20 protein-coding genes and 1 pseudogene are annotated in these 20,029 nt (G+C 41.6%); all 21 read left to right on the top strand.

What is annotated here, in order from left to right; translation table 11 throughout:
• Nucleotides 1-18: 18 nt before the first annotated feature.
• Nucleotides 19-843: a pur operon repressor gene (gene purR, locus J7I96_RS16745; protein ID WP_214774364.1), complete on the top strand. Its 825-nt coding sequence runs from the start codon at nt 19-21 to the stop codon at nt 841-843.
• A gap of 13 nt (nt 844-856) precedes the next feature.
• Nucleotides 857-1,231 carry a RidA family protein gene (locus J7I96_RS16740; protein ID WP_214774362.1) on the top strand — a complete coding sequence of 125 codons (375 nt, stop codon included), beginning with the start codon at nt 857-859 and terminating at the stop codon, nt 1,229-1,231.
• Nucleotides 1,232-1,421: 190 nt separating this feature from the next.
• The gene (spoVG, locus tag J7I96_RS16735; RefSeq protein ID WP_034316332.1) at nt 1,422-1,718 is read left to right on the top strand and encodes a septation regulator SpoVG; all 297 of its coding nucleotides are present in this window, start codon (nt 1,422-1,424) and stop codon (nt 1,716-1,718) included.
• Nucleotides 1,719-1,946: 228 nt separating this feature from the next.
• The gene (locus tag J7I96_RS16730) at nt 1,947-2,105 is read left to right on the top strand and encodes a hypothetical protein (RefSeq protein WP_214926290.1); all 159 of its coding nucleotides are present in this window, start codon (nt 1,947-1,949) and stop codon (nt 2,103-2,105) included.
• Nucleotides 2,106-2,273: 168 nt separating this feature from the next.
• A complete protein-coding gene (gene glmU, locus J7I96_RS16725; protein WP_214774358.1) occupies nt 2,274-3,647 on the top strand; it encodes a bifunctional UDP-N-acetylglucosamine diphosphorylase/glucosamine-1-phosphate N-acetyltransferase GlmU in 1,374 nt (457 codons plus the stop codon).
• A gap of 15 nt (nt 3,648-3,662) precedes the next feature.
• On the top strand, nt 3,663-4,616 hold the full coding sequence (locus tag J7I96_RS16720) for a ribose-phosphate diphosphokinase (protein WP_034316329.1): 954 nt from the start codon (nt 3,663-3,665) through the stop codon (nt 4,614-4,616).
• A 311-nt stretch (nt 4,617-4,927) separates the two neighbouring features.
• Nucleotides 4,928-5,908 carry a sulfonate ABC transporter substrate-binding protein gene (locus J7I96_RS16715; RefSeq protein WP_214774356.1) on the top strand — a complete coding sequence of 327 codons (981 nt, stop codon included), beginning with the start codon at nt 4,928-4,930 and terminating at the stop codon, nt 5,906-5,908.
• Between the two features lie 12 nt (nt 5,909-5,920).
• A complete protein-coding gene (gene ssuD, locus J7I96_RS16710) occupies nt 5,921-7,087 on the top strand; it encodes an FMNH2-dependent alkanesulfonate monooxygenase (RefSeq protein ID WP_214774354.1) in 1,167 nt (388 codons plus the stop codon).
• Nucleotides 7,062-7,835, top strand: coding sequence for an aliphatic sulfonate ABC transporter permease SsuC (gene ssuC, locus J7I96_RS16705; protein WP_214774395.1), 774 nt, complete (start codon nt 7,062-7,064; stop codon nt 7,833-7,835). The genes ssuD and ssuC overlap by 26 nt, the downstream gene beginning before the upstream one ends.
• A gap of 13 nt (nt 7,836-7,848) precedes the next feature.
• The gene (locus J7I96_RS16700; RefSeq protein ID WP_214774352.1) at nt 7,849-8,601 is read left to right on the top strand and encodes an ATP-binding cassette domain-containing protein; all 753 of its coding nucleotides are present in this window, start codon (nt 7,849-7,851) and stop codon (nt 8,599-8,601) included.
• A gap of 161 nt (nt 8,602-8,762) precedes the next feature.
• Nucleotides 8,763-9,401, top strand: a complete 639-nt coding sequence (locus J7I96_RS16695; RefSeq protein ID WP_034316323.1) for a 50S ribosomal protein L25/general stress protein Ctc — start codon at nt 8,763-8,765, stop codon at nt 9,399-9,401.
• A 261-nt stretch (nt 9,402-9,662) separates the two neighbouring features.
• Nucleotides 9,663-10,223, top strand: a complete 561-nt coding sequence (gene pth / locus J7I96_RS16690; RefSeq protein ID WP_095394532.1) for an aminoacyl-tRNA hydrolase — start codon at nt 9,663-9,665, stop codon at nt 10,221-10,223.
• 105 nt (nt 10,224-10,328) lie between these two features.
• Nucleotides 10,329-10,559: an anti-sigma-F factor Fin gene (fin, locus tag J7I96_RS16685; protein WP_034316319.1), complete on the top strand. Its 231-nt coding sequence runs from the start codon at nt 10,329-10,331 to the stop codon at nt 10,557-10,559.
• 155 nt (nt 10,560-10,714) lie between these two features.
• Complete coding sequence (gene mfd, locus J7I96_RS16680; RefSeq protein ID WP_214774350.1) at nt 10,715-14,251, top strand: transcription-repair coupling factor; 3,537 nt, start codon at nt 10,715-10,717, stop codon at nt 14,249-14,251.
• A 187-nt stretch (nt 14,252-14,438) separates the two neighbouring features.
• Nucleotides 14,439-14,975: a stage V sporulation protein T gene (spoVT, locus tag J7I96_RS16675; protein WP_034316314.1), complete on the top strand. Its 537-nt coding sequence runs from the start codon at nt 14,439-14,441 to the stop codon at nt 14,973-14,975.
• A 221-nt stretch (nt 14,976-15,196) separates the two neighbouring features.
• Nucleotides 15,197-16,819: a putative polysaccharide biosynthesis protein gene (locus J7I96_RS16670; RefSeq protein ID WP_214926299.1), complete on the top strand. Its 1,623-nt coding sequence runs from the start codon at nt 15,197-15,199 to the stop codon at nt 16,817-16,819.
• A pseudogene (yabN, locus tag J7I96_RS16665) lies at nt 16,812-18,285 on the top strand (bifunctional methyltransferase/pyrophosphohydrolase YabN). The gene J7I96_RS16670 and the pseudogene yabN overlap by 8 nt, the downstream one beginning before the upstream one ends.
• Before the next feature lie 23 nt (nt 18,286-18,308).
• On the top strand, nt 18,309-18,572 hold the full coding sequence (locus tag J7I96_RS16660) for an RNA-binding S4 domain-containing protein (protein WP_057915395.1): 264 nt from the start codon (nt 18,309-18,311) through the stop codon (nt 18,570-18,572).
• 76 nt (nt 18,573-18,648) lie between these two features.
• The gene (gene yabP / locus J7I96_RS16655; RefSeq protein WP_034316308.1) at nt 18,649-18,957 is read left to right on the top strand and encodes a sporulation protein YabP; all 309 of its coding nucleotides are present in this window, start codon (nt 18,649-18,651) and stop codon (nt 18,955-18,957) included.
• On the top strand, nt 18,954-19,586 hold the full coding sequence (gene yabQ, locus J7I96_RS16650) for a spore cortex biosynthesis protein YabQ (protein ID WP_214774346.1): 633 nt from the start codon (nt 18,954-18,956) through the stop codon (nt 19,584-19,586). Before yabP ends, yabQ begins: the two co-directional genes overlap by 4 nt.
• A gap of 13 nt (nt 19,587-19,599) precedes the next feature.
• Nucleotides 19,600-19,986: an FtsB family cell division protein gene (locus J7I96_RS16645; protein WP_214774345.1), complete on the top strand. Its 387-nt coding sequence runs from the start codon at nt 19,600-19,602 to the stop codon at nt 19,984-19,986.
• The last annotated feature ends 43 nt before the right edge of the window (nt 19,987-20,029 follow it).

Here is a 20,029-nt window from a genome sequence, read left to right as displayed (position 1 = left end):
CACAAAGGGGGTGTCTCAATGAAATTTCGTCGCAGCGAGAGGCTAGTCGATATGACCAATTATTTATTAGAACATCCAGGTGAACTAGTTTCGCTGACTTATTTTGCTGAAAGATATAGTTCGGCAAAGTCCTCGATCAGTGAAGATTTGACCATCATCAAAGATACCTTTGAACAACGCGGAATAGGTTCTTTAACAACCGTTCCAGGTGCGGCTGGCGGAGTGAAATATATTGTTTCCATCAAGGAAGAAGAAGTCAATGCCTTCATTGACGGATTATGCGATACGATCGCTAGTCCCGAAAGGCTACTTCCTGGCGGTTATCTATATATGACAGACATATTAGGGCATCCGCAAACCGTGAATAAGGTTGGAAGGATAATCGCTTCAATGTATGCCAAGAAAAATGTCTCAGTCATCATGACGATGGCAACCAAAGGGATATCATTAGCATACGCCGTGGCAAATTATTTGAATGTTCCAGTTGTCATTGTAAGTAGGAATAATAAAGTAACGGAAGGTTCTACAGTGAGCATCAATTATGTTTCAGGATCTTCAAAGAGGATCCAGACTATGGTACTCTCTAAGAGAAGCTTGGTTGAGGGTTCGAATGTATTGATTGTAGACGATTTCATGAAGGCTGGGGGTACCATTAACGGTATGGTCAGTCTATTGGATGAATTCAAGGCAACAGTTGCCGGAATTGCAGTGCTGGTTGAATCCGAGCATACGGAGGAGTGCCTTGTCGAGGACTATGTTTCATTAATCAAGTTGACGCAGGTGGTCGAAAGAGACAAGAAAATCAATGTAAGCCGTGGGAATTATTTTACGAAAAAGGAATAGGGGGAATGATTTCATGAAAACGATACATACTGATGAAGCACCGGCAGCGATTGGACCATATTCACAAGGCGTGATTGTGGATACGTTATTTTTCAGTTCTGGACAGATCCCGCTTACTGCTTCTGGTGAGATGGTGACTGGGGATGTCAAGGAACAAACACTTCAGGTCTTTAAGAATCTCCAAGCTGTATTGAAAGAAGCTGGGGCTTCATTGGAAACTGTCATTAAGGCTACAGTATTCATTAAAAGTATGGACGATTTCGGTTCGATTAATGAAGTATACGGAGAATATTTTTCTGCTCACAAACCAGCCCGCTCATGTGTAGAGGTTGCTCGCCTTCCTAAAGATGCACTAGTGGAAATAGAAGTGGTAGCGCTCGTTAAATAAACGGGCGTTTTTTTATTTTTCAGGGCATTCGTAATGGGGAATTTTCCTGTATTATATGGGTGATTTTTAATATTTTTAAAAACTAGGCTGAATTTTCTAAAAAAATTACAGATAATAGAAGGAGTTCACGTTTTTTTGTTGAATATGTACTTTAAGTTTTAACAACAACAAAAAGGGATGGTGAGCTTAAATGGAAGTAACTGACGTAAGATTACGCCGTGTGAATACGGATGGTCGTATGAGAGCTATCGCATCAATTACACTGGATAATGAATTTGTGGTTCATGATATTCGTGTGATCGACGGAAACAATGGTTTATTTGTAGCAATGCCAAGTAAACGTACTCCAGATGGAGAATTCCGGGATATCGCTCATCCAATCAATTCCTCGACACGCGGGAAAATTCAAGAAGCTGTCTTGACAGAATATCATCGATTGGGAGAACTTGAAACTGAATTAGAGGAAGCTGGAGCAGGTGCTTCTTAAAATAATCTTACTTTTAAACTTTAAATTTATAATTCGTGCATCTAGAGCCTACTTCATAAGTAGTGCTCTTTTTTATTTATTCAAAAACAGATAAGTTTAGAACTTATCCGCTCATCAATTGTAAAACTTACGGTGTTATCTAAAGTTTAAGTACCCATCCTTTTTATTTTTAAAACCTTTTTGTTCAACCGGAAATTGAAATTCCTGTAAGAGAATCTCTCTAATGAAATGAATGGTAACCTAATCCCGGAATGGGGGTTAACAACGAGTGCAGTGCTGCCAGAAGGCTTGTATATAGGGCATGGCGCGGTCGTGGAAGTGTTTTGGGATAAAGGGGAGGAAACATGTTTCTGTACATTGACCGGGCATATATCATTCATTTCATGATCCCAAATAATGCTCCAGTCCAATGCTGGCATTTGTAAGCTGTAGGATAACGGGAATTTTTCACCCGATTGGTTGACAATTATATGTACTTTTAATTGTTACCTTGAAAAGAATCACTATTTGAGATAATATTTTTAGTGGATAAAAAGGTGAAAATGGAGGCCTGTTATGAGTAATCGCTATGCAATAATATTGGCCGCTGGGCAAGGTACTAGGATGAAATCTAAGCTTTATAAGGTTTTGCACCCTGTTTGCGGGAAACCAATGGTACAACATGTTATCGATCAAGTCAATCAACTTCAAATAGAAGATATTGTAACAGTCATCGGCCATGGTGCTGAAAAGGTTCAAGATCAACTTGGTGATTCATGCAAGTATGCCTTACAAGAACAGCAATTAGGTACGGCACATGCTGTAATGCAAGCGGAAAGCGTTTTATCCGCAAAAAGTGGCACGACCCTTGTTATTTGCGGTGATACGCCTCTGATTAAAGCGGAAACAATGAAAGAGCTTATAGCTTTGCATGAGCAAAGTCAGGCGAAAGCAACAATCTTAACAGCATATGCAGATAACCCTGCTGGCTATGGAAGGGTCCTTCGCGGTGAAGGCGGGCTTGTAGAAAAAATCGTCGAGCATAAGGATGCTTCGGAAGAAGAAAGATATGTTAAGGAAATAAATACCGGTACATATTGCTTCGACAACCAAGCATTATTCAGCGCGCTGAAAAAGGTTTCGAATGAAAATGTCCAGGGAGAATATTACTTACCGGATGTTATTGAAATCTTAAAAGAAGAAGGCGAAGTGGTGACGGCTTTCCAATCCAGTGAATTCGAGGAGACATTGGGTGTGAATGACCGTGTGGCTTTATCGCAGGCTGAGCAAATTTTACGGAAACGCATCAATGAAAAGCATATGAGGAACGGTGTAACGATCATCGACCCGCTTACAACTTTCATTGAAGCGGATGTGCAAATCGGACAGGATACAGTCATTAACCCTGGGTCATTCATTAAAGGAAAAAGTATCATCGGGCAGGACTGCTTAATTGGCCCGAATACGGAAATCAGTAATTGTGAAATTGGTGATGGAACGGAAGTCCTCCAATCGGTTGTGCACGAAAGCAGTATTGGAAGTTTTGTTAAAATCGGTCCATTCGCACATGTTAGACCTCAATCAGATATTAAGGATTCCGTTAAGATCGGTAATTTTGTCGAAATTAAAAAGACCGTTTTTGGCAAAGGAAGCAAGGCCTCACACTTGAGTTATATTGGTGATGCAGAGGTTGGGGAGAATGTTAATATAGGCTGTGGATCTATTACCGTGAATTACGACGGGAAAAATAAATATTTGACGAAGATTGAAGACAATGTCTTCATAGGCTGCAATTCCAATCTGGTTGCACCTGTGACAGTAGGAGAAGGGGCATATGTAGCTGCTGGTTCAACCATCACGCAAGATGTACCGCAGCAAGCCCTATCCGTTGCCCGGGCTCGTCAAGTTAACAAAGAAGATTATGTCAAGAATTTGAAATTTAATAAATAACCGACGGAGGTCATCATGTCAAATCAGTATTTAGATCCTAATTTAAAAGTATTCTCTTTAAATTCAAACTTCGATTTAGCTCAGGAAATCGCTGCAGCAATCGGTGTTGAACTTGGAAAATGTAGTGTAACAAGTTTCAGTGACGGTGAAGTTCAAATTAATATTGAAGAAAGTATCCGTGGCTGTGATGTATTCGTAATCCAATCAACAAGCCAACCAGTCAATGAAAATTTAATGGAACTTTTAATTATGATCGATGCTCTTAAACGTGCTTCAGCTAAAACGATCAATATTGTAATGCCATATTACGGTTATGCCCGCCAAGATCGTAAAGCGCGTGCGCGTGAACCAATTACAGCTAAACTTGTCGCAAATCTTTTAGAAACGGCTGGTGCCCACCGTGTAATCACATTAGATCTTCACGCACCTCAAATTCAAGGTTTCTTCGATATTCTGATCGATCACCTTGTTGCCGTTCCGATTTTAGCTGATTTCTTCAAGGAAAAAGATTTAAGTGATATCGTCATCGTTTCCCCAGATCATGGTGGTGTAACACGTGCCCGTAAAATGGCCGATCGCCTAAAAGCACCGATCGCCATTATCGATAAGCGCCGCCCAAGACCGAACGTGGCTGAAGTCATGAACATCATTGGTAATATTGAAGGGAAGACAGCAATACTGATTGATGACATCATCGATACTGCAGGAACTATTACATTAGCGGCCAATGCCCTCGTGGAGAATGGTGCTAAAGCAGTGTACGCTTGTTGTACACACCCTGTCCTTTCAGGTCCTGCCATCGAAAGGATTCAAAATTCAACGATCAAGGAATTGGTCGTGACTAACTCGATTGCCCTATCGGAAGATAAGAAAATTGATAAAATCGTTGGTCTTTCTGTAGCACCTTTGATTGCAGAGGCAATCATTCGTGTGCATGAGGAACAATCAGTCAGTACATTATTCGATTGATAACCAAATAAAATGGAACACGGCGGGCCTTTTGGGCTCGCCGTGTTTTCGTTTAAAAGTTTCAGAAAATATTTAATTCTTAGTTGACAGATGAGAATAGTAATAATAAAATAACCATACAAAATACAATTCATCTTCATGGAATGAAAAACTGTACTATGCAAGTGCATACTGGTTAATGCCGATCGGACTACCGAAGGCTCCTTTTCACTTACCATTGAACATTAGGCCACATTTGCCCTATTGTCCAATTGGTGAAGGAAAGGAGCCTTTTATTTTTAGATAAAAAGTTTAAGAAGGGTGTGCAGAATATGAAGAAAAAACGAAAGATATGGCTGTTGTCCATTTTCAGCATCTTCATGCTGATAGTGAGTGCATGCGGGCAGGAAAAGAACAGCTCCACAAGTGCTGACGCAAAAGAATCAGAGAAAACCATCCAAATCGGTTATCAAAAATTCGGGACATTAAATATTTTAAAATCAAAAGGGAATCTGGAAACACGTTTAAAAGAAGTGGGATATACCGTCGATTGGACTGAATTCCCTGCAGGACCTCAGCTGCTTGAAGCCTTGAATGTCGGCAGCATTGATTTTGGGCATACAGGGGAGGCGCCGCCGGTATTTGCACAAGCAGCCAAGGCACCACTTGTCTATATTGCCAATCAACCGGCAAACCCATCAGGAGAGGCTATAGTCGTACAAAAGGATTCACCCATTAAAAATGTGAAAGAGTTAAAGGGAAAGAAGGTTGGCTTGAATAAAGGTTCAAATGTTCATTACCTATTGGTCAAAGCATTAGAGGAAGCAGGTCTTACTCTTGATGACATTCAGCCCGTCTACTTGCCACCAGCTGATGCGAGAGCTGCTTTTGAAGGAAACCAAATCGATGCCTGGGTAATATGGGATCCATTTTTATCAGCGGCGGAATTGGAGCTTGAAACGAAAACGATCCGGGATGGAGAAGGACTGGTTGCTAATCGAGAATTCTTCTTGGCCAATGATTCATTTGCCGGGAATGAAGAGGCGTTGAAGATCATCAAAGAAGAACTGATAAAAGTTGATAAATGGATTGAAGAAAACCCAAGGGATGTCGCTGAGTTTTTATCTCCGGAAATTGGAATGAGTGTGGAGGCATTGGAAAAAACATTAAAAAGAAAAGAATACGGACTTGAGGAGATTTCCAGTACGGTTTTGGATGATCAACAAAATATTGCCGATACATTTTACAATCTTAAATTAATTCCAAGCAAAATTAATGTTCTAGATGCATCTGCAGATGTTAATAAAAATTAAGGGGGAAATAAAATGAAAGTATTTTGGTTTTTGCCATCACATGGGGAAAGTCGCTATTTAGGATCGACAAAGGGAGGGAGAGCGATTACACTTCCTTATTTAAAACAAATTGCACAGGCGGTTGATCATTTGGGATTTGAAGGGGCTTTGCTTCCAACGGGACGATCCTGTGAGGATGCTTGGATCGTGGGTTCTTCATTGATTTCTGCAACGGAAAGAATGAAATTTTTAGTTGCGATTCGTCCGGGTTTAATGTCGCCAACCTTGGCAGCCAGGATGGCCTCGAGCTTCGACCGGCTTTCGAATGGACGTCTCTTGATCAATGTAGTGACTGGAGGGGATCCCGTCGAATTGGCGGGTGATGGCGTATTTCTGAATCATAAGGAACGGTATGGGCAAACAGATGAATTCCTTGATATCTGGAGGAAGGAAATGTCCGGGGGTAAAGTGGACTTCGAAGGGGAGCACCTAAAGGTCGAAGGCGGGGACATCCTGTTGCCACCAGTACAAAAACCATACCCGCCACTCTATTTCGGCGGTTCCTCCGACCCGGCCATCGATATATCAGGAAAGCATATAGATGTGTACTTGACTTGGGGAGAGCCCGTGGTGCAAGTGGCTGAGAAAATTGAAAAGGTGCGTAAAAAGGCGGCAGAATATGGACGTGAGGTCAGATTTGGCATACGGATGCATGTCATTGTAAGAGAAACGGAAGAAGAAGCTTGGCAGGCAGCGGACGAACTCATTAAATATGTGGATGATGAAATGATTGAAAATTCGCAAAAGATTTTTGAACGATTTGATTCAGTGGGTCAGAAGAGGATGTCGCAACTTCATAAAGGAAGCAGGGATTCGCTTGAAATCAGCCCTAACCTATGGGCCGGTGTGGGTCTTGTGCGCGGGGGCGCGGGTACGGCACTAGTCGGGAGTGCAGAAAATGTTGCTGCCAGAATGAAGGAATATGAAGAAATCGGAATAGAATCCTTTGTTTTATCCGGATACCCTCATCTTGAAGAAGCGTACAGAGTTGCGGAATTATTATTCCCTTTACTCCCTGTTGAAAGGCTGCAAGGAACCGTTTCAAAAGCTACGAGCCCATTCGGGGAAATACTGGCTAATGACCACTACCCTACAAAAGGAAGTGAAAATGAAGATGAAGTTAAACAAAAAGTTCAATAAGTTCCACCTCATATCATGGATTGTGCCCATTCTTCTCTTGGTAACTTGGCAGCTGCTGTCCTTGTGGGGGATTCTGTCGGATCGGATATTGCCTGCCCCGACTGATGTGTTTCAAGCGGGTGTTGCTTTACTGGGGACTGGTGAACTTATTGATTATATCGGCATAAGTGCTCAGCGTGCCTTCATCGGCTTTTTAATAGGCGGGATCATTGGTTTTGTACTAGGTTTACTAAATGGATTATCATCCATTGCTGAAACCTTATTCGATACCTCGCTTCAGATGTTGCGTAATATTCCGCATTTAGCTTTAATACCGCTGGTGATTCTATGGTTTGGTATAGAAGAAGAAGCGAAAATCTTCCTTGTCGCTTTAGGGGTTCTATTTCCTATCTATTTAAATACATTTCATGGTGTTAAATCGGTGGATAAGGGATTAATCGAAGCGGCGAGGGTTTATGGGTTGAATGGTTTTTCTTTATTCTGGAATGTGATTCTCCCTGCAGCCTTTCCATCCATTTTGGTGGGTATCCGCTTCTCACTTGGAATCATGTGGGTCACATTAATTGTCGCAGAAACAATATCCGCTAATTCCGGAATTGGATATATGGCTATGAATGCCCGTGAATTCATGAGGATGGATATTGTTGTTCTTAGTATTCTCTTATATGCCTTATTAGGAAAAATATCGGACGTTGCGGCCAAAGTAATTGAAAAAAGATGCTTAAAGTGGCATCCGTCATACCAATGAGGAGGTCATTAACATGAAAAATGGAAATTCGTTGGAGTTGCAGGGTGTAAGAAAGGATTTTGGGGAGTTTAAAGTATTAAAGGGGCTGGACCTGACATTTAAAAAAGGAGAATTCATAGCCATTGTCGGTAAGAGTGGATGTGGAAAGAGCACCTTGCTTCGCCTTGTGGCAGGACTGGAAAAGCCGACGGGCGGGCAGATACTGGTGAATGGAAAACCATTGAATGGATTAAATAAATCATCACGTACGATGTTTCAGGATGGCAGGCTTTTTCCTTGGAAAAAAATCCTTCAAAATATTGGCGTAGGCTTGAAAGGGGATTGGAAGTCAAACGCTATGGAGTTACTGGAGCAAGTGGGCCTTGCAGATCGAGCAAATGATTGGCCGTCCGTTTTATCTGGGGGGCAAAAACAAAGGGTTGCATTAGCGAGGGCATTGGTGAACCAACCTGACATTCTCCTCTTGGATGAGCCGCTAGGGGCATTGGATGCTTTAACGAGGATTGGCATGCAAAGGCTGATTGAAGAACTATGGAGAAAAAGGGATTTTACTGCCTTACTCGTTACACATGATGTTGAAGAAGCCGTAATGCTTGCCGACCGTGTCATATTAATCGAAGAAGGCAAAGTTGTCTTGAATAAGGAAATCAATCTGCCAAGACCACGGAAAAAGGATAGTATGCAATACTCATCACTAGCAGCCCAAATCCTTGACCGAGTGATGCAAGTTGAGGGGAAAATGGAAAAAAAAGCGATTCACGCTTGAATTAGAGAAAAAAGATTTCACAGGGAATTCCTAAGTTTACCATATGTTTATCGCCTTCTTGCTCCCATCGGATTTTACCTTTCATGTTTAATGATTCACCATTTAGGGGAATGTTAAATATAGAAAAACTTGTAATTCATATTTAGGAAGGCGGAGGATGTATGAGTAATATATTAGCTGCAAAAGAACGTACGGATTCAAAACACTCTAATTTAAGGAATTTGAGGGAAAGCGGCGAAATCCCTGCGATAGTATATGGCAATAAAAATGACAGTACGGCCATTTCCGTCAATAATATCGAGCTTCAAAAGACAATCAAGGAAATAGGCCGTAATGGAATCATTTCTTTGGACTTGGAAGGTAAGAGTTACAAAGTCATGCTCTCTGACTATCAAAAGGATCCACTAAAAAACTCCATTTATCATGCAGACTTTTTAATTGTGGATATGTCCGCTCAATTACAGGCACAAGTTCGCATTAACCTTGTCGGTGTTTGTAAAGGTGTGAAAGACGGTGGGGTCCTTCAGCAGTCTCTTCATGAAGTGACGGTCACGGCTAAACCTAATGACATTCCTGACTCCATCGATGTTGACGTTACCGAACTTCAGGTAGGGGATACAATCTACATATCCGATATCCAAACGAATAAGCAAGTTACAATCGGCCACGATGGTGAAGAAGTTGTTGCATCTGTTTTGGCTCCTCGCCAGGAAGAGGAAATAAGTACAGGTGAACAGCAGGACGGCGGTATCCCTGAAAATGAAGAAGGCAGGGAAACCAAGGCATCACCAGAGTCATGATGCCGGGATTAAACAAGTGAATCATGATATAATAGGCGTAGCTCTTAACGAGTTACGTCTTTTCAATCTCTGGGTGCATCCATTTAAATCGGACAGATTTTTTCGTAATGGAATCCTTTAATTTGGATTTTACCTAATTAGTTCTCCGGTCGCTTGCAGTCCAGCTTGAAATTAGGGTACTATTTTTCTAAGGTCAATGATCTTGGAAAAACTTCGTCCCAGTGTAACTCCCTAAATAACCGTAATGACGGAGTGTGAATCATGAAAATTATTGTAGGGTTAGGGAACCCCGGTAAACAATATGAAAAAACCCGGCATAACGTCGGATTTGAAGTAATAGATGAGTTATCCAAGAGATGGTCGATCTCTCTTGATCAAGCAAAACATAAGGGGATATATGGTTCAGGAATGGTAAAGGGAGAAAAAGTTTTATTGCTGAAACCTTTAACCTATATGAATTTGTCAGGAGAATCCATTTCGGCTGTCATGCATTTCTTTAAGGTGGACATCGCGGATGTGGTCATAATATATGATGACCTTGATTTGCCTCCAGGAAAGCTTCGCCTTCGTCAAAAAGGAAGTGCAGGCGGTCATAACGGGATAAAATCTTCAATTGCCCATTTGGGTACACAGGAATTCAATCGAATCAGAATAGGCATTGGCCGCCCGATTGGCCGCATTCCGGTATCTGACTATGTATTAGGGCGTTTTTCGCCTGAAGAATGGGATCATGTCGGGGCAACGATCGAAAAAAGCGCAGCTTCATGTGAAGCCTGGTTGGAAAAACCATTTATACAGGTCATGAACGAATATAACCAATAAGCAGAGAGTAGATATAAGTAAAGAATAATATCTTCCTGTTTCGCTGAATAAAAACCCTCTACTTTTGTACATACTAACACTATTACAAAAATAGGGGGTTACCAAATGGCTCTCCATTATCGATGCCGACATTGCGGAACTAAGCTGGGCTCAATCGAGGCACACTCACTGAGTACGGAGCAGTTAGGTTTTAATCAACTTACCGATGAAGAGCGACAAGAGATGATCGTTTATGATTCTGAAGGGGATATGCATGTAAGGGCGATATGTGAAGATTGCCATGAATCACTGCAAAGAAACCCTGATTTATATGAAAACGATTATATTATTCATTAGCGGGAGAGGGCTTTGGACAAAATCCAAAGCATTTTTCCGTTTGTCTGGAATACCAGGGCACATAAAAGTTTCCGTTAATAAAGAGGATCTTGGTGATGGCCAAGTTCAAATACAGCAAATGGTTTTTCGCACGTTAAAGAGAGGGGGGAAAGAAAATGAATGGATTGCAGAACTTGTTCTCCAAACAAGATGATGTTCATTCGTTAATAGCCGGCATCGATGAAGGGCTTAAGGAGCAAATCGTCTCAGGTCTCACAGGTTCCTCGAGATCGCTATTGCTGGCTTCCGTATATGAAAAAACGAATAGGCCTATTTTATTGGTTACCCATAATTTATTGCAAGCACAAAAATTCCATGAGGACTTATCAAGTTTCATTCCCGAGGAAGAATTATATATATATCCAGCCAATGAATTGATTGCGGCTGATTTGAGTGTTGCCAGCCCGGAATTAAGGGCCCAACGTGTCGAGGCATTGAACTTCTGGGCAGAGGGAAAGAAAGGGATTGTCATTGCCCCGATTCCCGGGGTGCGTCGTGTGCTTCCTCCAAAGGATATTTGGAAGAGGCATCAGCTAGCGTTTAATCTAGGGGAAGACATCGAGCTTGAACCAACGCTTAATAAATTCATTGCCATGGGTTATAACCGGTCTGAAATGGTTGCTTCTCCAGGTGAATTCAGTATCAGGGGCGGTATCATCGATATTTACCCGATCACCGAACCTAATCCAATACGAATTGAATTATTCGATACCGAAATAGATTCAATAAGGACTTTTTCAAGTGAAGATCAGCGATCCATCGAGAAACTCAAGAAAGTGACGATCGGTCCCGTCAGTGAGGCTTTGCTAGAGACGGAGCATATCGAAAGAATCATAACTAGGCTCGAGAGCGGATTAAGTAAAAGCTTGAAGAAACTTAAGGACGAGAAAACCAAGGAACAGCTGGTCCAAACGATCAGTTATGAACTTGAACAGCTGAAAATGGGGAATATACCCGACAAAATCTTTAAATACTTAAGTTTAGCGTATGAAGATCCAGCTAGTTTAATAGATTATTTACCGGTAAACGGTTTGGTTTTCTTAGATGAAATCAGTAGAATCCAGGAAATCAATGATTCTTTGGAAAAAGAAGAGGCTGGTTGGTACACGGACCTTTTAAGTCAGGGACAAATCATCCATGACATTAAATTGGCTCATCCCATGCAGGAATTAATAATGAAATCCAGCAGGCCGTTTGTATACCTTTCATTGTTTTTACGGCATGTACCGCATACGAATCCTCAGAATATCCTGAATTTTGCCAGTAAACAAATGCAAAATTTCCATGGACAGATGAATGTGTTCAAGGCTGAACTGGAACGTTGGAAAAAAGGGAAATATACAGTCGTCATACTTGGACAGGATGAAGAACGGGTAAAAAAGCTGCATTCGGTTTTAGCCGACTATGATATAGAGGCCGCAGAACTGTTTAATGCTGACAGCATCCTTCCAGGTAAAGTACAGATTTTACGCGGCAGTCTGAATAGCGGCTTTGAATTGCCTATGCAAAAATTCAGTATCATTACGGAAACGGAATTGTTCAATAAGAAGTCAAAGAAATCGGTACGGAGACAGAAACTATCGAATGCAGAGCGAATCAAGAGTTATTCCGAACTGAAGATCGGTGACTATGTCGTTCATGTTAACCACGGTATCGGTAAATACTTGGGTATTGAAACCCTTACAATAAATGGGGTCCATAAAGATTACCTGAATATTCGTTATCAAGCGGATGACAAATTGTATGTTCCTGTCGACCAAATTGATCTTGTCCAAAAATATGTCGGTTCTGAAGGAAAAGAGCCGAAGCTTTATAAGCTGGGCGGAACGGAATGGAAACGTGTCAAAAGCAAGGTTCAATCATCCGTTGAGAACATTGCCGATGATTTAATCAAGTTATACGCAGAAAGAGAAGCGGCAAAGGGGTATGCCTTTTCACCTGATGGTGATATGCAGAGGGAATTCGAAACATCATTCGCTTATAACGAAACGGAAGATCAATTACGTTCCATAGTCGAAATCAAAAAGGATATGGAACGGGAACGGCCGATGGATCGTTTATTATGCGGCGATGTTGGTTATGGGAAGACAGAGGTGGCGATCCGGGCCGCTTTTAAAGCCATAATGGATGGGAAGCAGGTTGCGTTTCTAGTTCCGACCACAATCCTCGCCCAGCAGCATTATGAAACATTAAGGGAGCGTTTTCAGGATTATCCGATTTCGATTGGCCATATGAGCCGCTTCCGGACTAAAAAGCAGCAAACGGAGACGATAAAAGGATTGAAGGCCGGCACGGTGGATATTGTGGTGGGCACGCATAGGATTTTATCCAAAGATATCGTGTACCGCGATTTGGGATTGCTCATCATTGATGAAGAACAGCGCTTTGGCGTTACACATAAGGAAAAGATCAAACGGTTAAAAACTAATGTGGATGTACTGACTTTGACTGCGACACCGATTCCGAGGACCCTTCATATGTCGATGTTGGGCGTGAGGGATCTGTCCGTCATCGAAACTCCGCCTGAAAACCGGTTTCCGATCCAAACTTATGTCATGGAGTATAATGGCTCATTGGTAACGGAAGCGATAGAACGGGAATTGGCCAGGGGCGGTCAGGTTTATTTCCTTTACAATCGGGTAGAGGATATAGCAAGAAAAGCAGAAGAAATTTCCATGCTTGTGCCCGATGCCCGTGTTACCTATGCTCATGGGCAAATGACAGAGCAAGAACTGGAAGCCGTCATGTTCGGCTTTTTGGAAGGCGAATATGATGTTTTGGTAAGTACAACCATTATAGAGACGGGTGTTGATATCCCGAATGTCAATACGCTTATCGTGAATGAAGCGGATAGAATGGGACTTTCACAGCTCTATCAGCTGCGTGGCCGTGTAGGTCGATCCAATCGGGTGGCATATGCATTCTTCACTTATAGGAAAGATAAAGTGTTGACGGAAGTGGCAGAAAAGCGTCTTCAATCCATTAAGGAATTTACAGAATTGGGTTCAGGTTTCAAAATTGCGATGCGTGATTTATCCATCAGGGGAGCTGGAAACATTTTAGGGGCTCAACAACATGGCTTCATCGATTCGGTCGGTTTTGATCTGTATTCACAAATGCTGAAAGAAGCGGTGGATGCGAAACGCAATGACCAACCAGCCGAAGAGAAGAACACACTGGAAATTGACGTCGAAGTGGACGCTTATATCCCTGATGCCTACATAATGGATGGACATCAGAAGATAGAAATGTATAAAAGGTTCAGAGGTATCGCTTCACTTGAAGAAGTGGAAGAATTACAGGATGAAATGATCGATCGTTTCGGAGAGTATCCAGAAGAGGTTTCCTATTTATTCATGATTGCCGAAATGAAGGTATATGCTGAAAAGGCCGGAATTGAAAGCATTAAACAATTAAAGCAGGAAATCAGCATTCTCCTTAGGGAAAAGGTCAGCAGCGATGTGGATGGACAAAAAGTGTTCGAGCTGGGATCGAAGTATGGCCGTATGGTGGGCTTCGGCATGGACGGCAATCGAATGAAGCTGGTCCTGCACATAAAAGGCGTGGAACAAAGCAAATGGCTCAATATCTTATTTGAGATGGCCAAGGGTTTACCGTATGTAAAAAAAGAGACGCAAGCCACTAAAAACTAAAATTGATGATAATCCTCTTGAAGAAATTTTTTTAGGTACCATGGTAAAAAGATGCAACAAAAAGAAAAATTTTTTCAAAGTGCATAGAACTTACCATTAGAAAAATACTAAGTACAATAGCTGGTGATGATTTTGCTACAAAATGAGGATTTATCAAATCAATTAGATGAAAGTGAGGCAACATTAGATGAAAGCAACTGGTATCGTTCGCCGAATTGATGATTTAGGAAGAGTCGTCATCCCGAAGGAAATTCGCAGGACACTCCGTATTCGTGAAGGAGATCCACTGGAAATATTTGTGGATAGAGATGGTGAAGTCATCCTAAAGAAATACTCTCCAATTAGTGAATTAGGCGATTTTGCAAGGGAATATGCAGAAGCACTATATGATAGCCTTGGAAACCCAGTTATGATTTGTGACAGGGATACTTACATTGCGGTGGCAGGCGGCTCCAAAAAAGAATACTTAAACAAAAGTGTTAGTGACCTAGTGGAAAAGATAATGGAAGAAAGAAATCCTGTTTTGGAGTCCCCGAACGGACAAGTCTCATTCGTTGATTCCAATGATGAAGAGGTCCAATCTTATACGGCAGCTCCAATCATTGCGAGTGGCGACCCCATTGGTGCCGTCTTGATTTTCTCTAAAGACAGCACCATTGGTGAAGTGGAACAGAAATCGGTTGAAACAGCAGCAAGCTTCCTAGCTAGACAAATGGAACAGTAACCTTGGACATGCATTTATATCTTAAAAGATGGAAAGGGCAGCATTCGCGCTGTCCTTTTTGCTCTTTCTAAAAGGTTAACCGGATGGGGCGGACATAAAGAGGGGGAAGATATTTTTCAAGGTGAATATGGAAAATGATTTACAGTATTGCTGGAATTGAAAAATACCCATTAGAATTATGCTATAATAACTACCACATATGAGTGAAAAGAGGAAAAAATATGGCTGAAAAGCCTTATAAAACATCAAATGAACTTTTTCGAGGTGCGCTGATTTTGAGCGCTGCAGCGATTATCGTGAAAGTTTTGAGCGCGGCCTATCGCATACCATATCAGAACATTGCGGGTGACATCGGGTTTTATATCTATCAACAGGTTTATCCCTTCTACGGTGTTGCTTTTACATTATCGACAATCGGCTTTCCGGTAGTCATATCCAAACTTATTGCAGAACGGGAGTCTTCCAAAAATAACTTTGCGGTCAGGGACATATTGGTGACATCATTCATCGTCTTAAGTTCGATAAGTGTCATGATGTTTGCTGCACTATTCTTTGGCGCCGATTGGATTGCAGGATGGATGAAGGATCCGCATTTAGCCGGTCTGCTGAGAATCGTTGCCTATTCCTATTTATTAATGCCGATTTCTTCTGTATTAAGAGGCTATTTTCAAGGAATAAACGACATGTTACCGACGGCAAGTTCGCAGGTTGCTGAACAATGCATCCGTGTATTGACGATACTGGTCCTTTCCACCATATTCGTGCATCTTGGCTACTCTCCTTATGTTGTCGGCAAAGGGGCGGTCCTCGGTTCGGTAACCGGCGGCATAATTGGCCTGGTACTGCTTATTGCCTTCGTTATTTTAAGAGAAGAATGGAAGCTTTTTTTACGAATGAGAATCAAACCGGTGAATTTCATCAAAATTTCCAAAGTCCTGGTTCTCCAAGGGTTGGCCTTTTGCATTACTGGTTTGATCCTTATCTTGTTTCAGTTTGTCGATTCACTGCACTTGTATTCGCTGTTAAGGGAAACGGGGATGGGGGAAAGGGAAGCCAAAGAATGGAAAGGGGTATATGATCGAGGACAGCCGTTGCTTCAGCTAGGTACAGTCGTCGCTAATTCTTTTGCATTGGCGCTAGTACCTGTCATATCCGGATTCGTTCAGAGTAAAAGTCAACTTGAATTATTGAATAAGATCAAATTGTCGCTTCGTGTAAGTGCGACGATCGGGGCCGCTGTTGCGATCGGGCTGGTGGTGACGATGAAGCCTGTCAATCATATGCTGTTCACTGATGTTAAAGGGACGATTACTTTAGCAATTTTCTCTTTATCGATTTTATTCACATCCCTCATAATGGCGGAAGCGGCAGTGATTCAAAGTTTAGGTCATTCATTCGTGCCGGTGATCATCACGATTGTGGGGGTGGGCAGCAAGTGGGCTTTGAACCTTGTTCTGGTGCCACATTACAAAATCGCGGGAGCAGCCTCGGCAACAGTACTTGCATATTTGATCATGACGGTATTATTTTATGTGGTATTGAGAGTACATATCAAAAAAACATTAATAGAAAAGCGGCATGTGCTAATAATCCTGAAGAGTACGGTTTACATGGGTGCGGCGGTTGTTTTATTCAATTGTTTATTCGAATGGATGTCCTCAGGCGATAGCCGGTTGTTAGCTACAGTCCAAGCTTTGATCGGAGTAGGGATCGGTGCAGCCGTGTTTGTGATGACCGCCATTCGTGCAGGCTTATTTGGTGAAGAGGAACTTTCACTTATACCTGCAGGTTCAAAGCTTAAACGATTTATAATAACGAATAGGAGTATACGAAATCATGAATGAGATTACGATAATAGGCCTTGGTGCTGGGGATTTAGAGCAGCTTCCACTAGGGATTTATAAAAAATTGGTACAAATGGAACAATGCTACGTCAGAACGGCTGATCATCCGGTAATCGGGGATTTGAAAAGGGAAGGAATGAATTTCACGGCTTTTGACGGGATATATGAAAAGCACGACCAATTTGAAGCTGTATATGAAGGAAATTGCCGAAACATTATTACACGAGGCTTCAAACCGTTCCGTTTTATACGCAGTTCCGGGGCATCCCATGGTTGCGGAAAAAACGGTACAGCTTTTGCTTGAAAAGGGTCCGGCTCTTGGAATAGCCATTAAGCTCGAGGGCGGGCAAAGTTTCCTTGACCCATTATTTCAGGCTGTTAGGATCGATCCAATTGAAGGATTTCAGCTATTGGATGGAACGGATCTTTCACCGGATGATTTACACATTACCCAGCATATGATAATCGGACAGGTGTATGACGCATTCAGTGCATCCGATGTGAAGCTGACTTTGATGGAAAAGCTACCGGATGACTACGAGGTATATATCGTAACTGCGGCAGGCAGCAGTCAGGAAAAAGTGACAAAGTGCGCCCTATTCGAACTCGACCGTCAGATGGAGTTAAGTAACTTGACGAGTGTTTATGTTCCGCCCGTTAAAGATGAAGCTTTACGATATAGGGAGTTTTCTAAGCTGCGGCGGGTCATCGCAGAACTTAGAGGTCCTGACGGATGTCCGTGGGATAAGAAACAAACTCATGAAAGCTTGAAGAAATATCTAATAGAAGAAGCATATGAGCTGATTGATTCCATCGATGAGGGTGACGATGAGGGTATGGTTGGTGAACTTGGGGATGTCCTGCTTCAGGTGATGCTTCATTCACAGATCGGTGAAGATGAGGGCATGTTCACGATAGATGATGTGATTGAGGGCATTACGGCAAAAATGATTCGGCGCCACCCACACGTATTCGGAGATGTTGAAGTGAACGGTGAAGAAGATGTATTGGTGAACTGGCAGAAAATCAAAGAAGATGAAAAGGGGGGCGAAACAAAAGCTCTGAATTCCATACTGGATGGTATTGAGAAATCGCTGCCTAACTTACTTCGGGCCGAAGAGTATCAAAAAAGGGCTGCGAAGGTTGGATTTGATTGGGATGAGGTTTCCGAAGCCTGGAAGAAAGTCAGGGAAGAAGTGCAGGAATTGGAAGAGGAAATAGTAAGTCCGAACAGGGATGTTGAAAGAATAAAATCAGAGCTGGGCGACCTCTTTTTTGCGCTTGTCAACATTTCACGTTATTATGACATACAAGCGGAAGAAGCCGTCTACAAAGCAAACCAGAAATTCCAACAGCGTTTTACATATATAGAAGAGTGTATTCAAAGGGCAGACAAAAAGTTTGAAGATTATACATTGGAAGAATTGGATTCATATTGGGATGAAGCAAAAGCTAAAGGACTTTAATTAAGGGAGAGATTTGAATGTCGATGAGATTGGATAAATTCCTAAAGGTTTCAAGGTTGATCAAGCGCCGCACACTTGCGAAAGAGGTTGCGGATAAAGGGAGAATCACGATTAACGGACAACAGGCCAAAGCAAGTTCGAATGTAAAAGATGGCGATGAGCTGACAGTCAGATTCGGTCAAAAGCTTGTTACGGTACGTGTCGATAAAATTCAAGAAACGACTAAAAAAGAAGCGGCTGCAGAAATGTATACCATCGTAAAGGAAGAAAAGCTAGCGGAGGAGTAAGGACAGGCTTGGTTCTAATTCCACTCTTACAGACATACACTTGTACAAAATCAGTGGTACTGTGAGGGATGATAAAATGAGCCAATATATTGATCCGAATGCTGGTTACACAAAGGGAACGACCCAAGAGCATGATGTAACGATGAAAGGCCGCCGTTTACTTGATATTACCGGTGTCAAACAAGTCGAAAGTTTTGATAATGAAGAGTTTCTGCTCGAAACGTCAATGGGATTCTTATCTATCCGGGGCCAAAACTTGCAAATGAAGAATTTGGATGTTGATAAAGGCATCGTTTCCATTAAGGGAAAGATTTTCGACCTTGTTTATTTAGATGAGCAATCAGGGGAGAAAGCTAAAGGATTCTTTGGCAAGTTGTTCAAATGACCTTAACGATCCAATTTTATACGTTGCTTGCGATGATAGGCATGGGCAGTGGCTTTGGAGCTGCCCTGGATACGTATAGCCGGTTCCTGAATCGTTCAGAAAGGAAAAGGTGGATTGTATTCATCCATGACTTCCTTTTCTGGATCATTCAGGGTCTCCTTATTTTTTATGTTTTGTTTTTAGTGAATGAGGGAGAGTTTCGCCTCTATTTATTTTTGGCCTTATTATGCGGTTTTTCAGCTTATCAAGCACTTTTCAAAGGATTATATCAACGTTTTTTGGAGTTTTTGATAATACTTGTGATAAAGTTGGCGAGATTTATAGCGAATTCGGTTCACATGATGATATTTCTACCGATAAAATGGGTAATAGTATCCATATTAGCCATCATCATCGGGATAGGTAAGTTCGTTTTGACCTTATTAAAATGGGCGGGGAAAATACTTCTCTTTATTTTGAATATATTCTGGAGACCATTAAAATGGATTCTGACTTATATATGGAATTTATTGCCGGTTTTTGTTACGAAAAACGTCGGGAAGTTTTATAATAAAGGAAAAGGGATTTTATTGAAAATAAAGAATTCTATATTTAGAACGATAAATGGATGGAAAAATAAAAAGAAATGAGGAGCGATAAAAAATGAGTAGCCTGCGTAAAAGGAAAGTGGCAAAAATGGAAAATCCCTACGTCGCTCAACAAGAGAAAAAAGTACAAACCGTAGAAAAAAAGAAGCGTGGTCTAATGCGTAGATTAACTCTTTACTCAGTTTTCGCCGCTGTCTTTTTGATTTTTGCCGTTTCCACCCTCATAACGCAAAATGTTGCACTGGATGAGAAAGTTCAGCAAAAGCAAGAATTGAAGGGAAAGTTAGCTGAATTGAAAAAAGACGAGACCCTTCTTAAAGAAGAAATCGTAAAGCTTAATGACGACGATTATATAGCAAAAATAGCAAGACGGGATTATTTCTTGTCTGAAAAAGGTGAAATCATTTTTACACTTCCAAAAGGGAAGGAAGATAGTGACTAATATTGACACTGTTTTTTTACTTTCGTTATAATATAGGGTGAAG

The organism is Bacillus sp. ISL-78, from assembly GCF_018613455.1.
In the GTDB taxonomy this organism is placed as follows: domain Bacteria; phylum Bacillota; class Bacilli; order Bacillales; family DSM-1321; genus Peribacillus; species Peribacillus frigoritolerans.
This window is presented reverse-complemented; position numbering and strand designations above follow the sequence as displayed.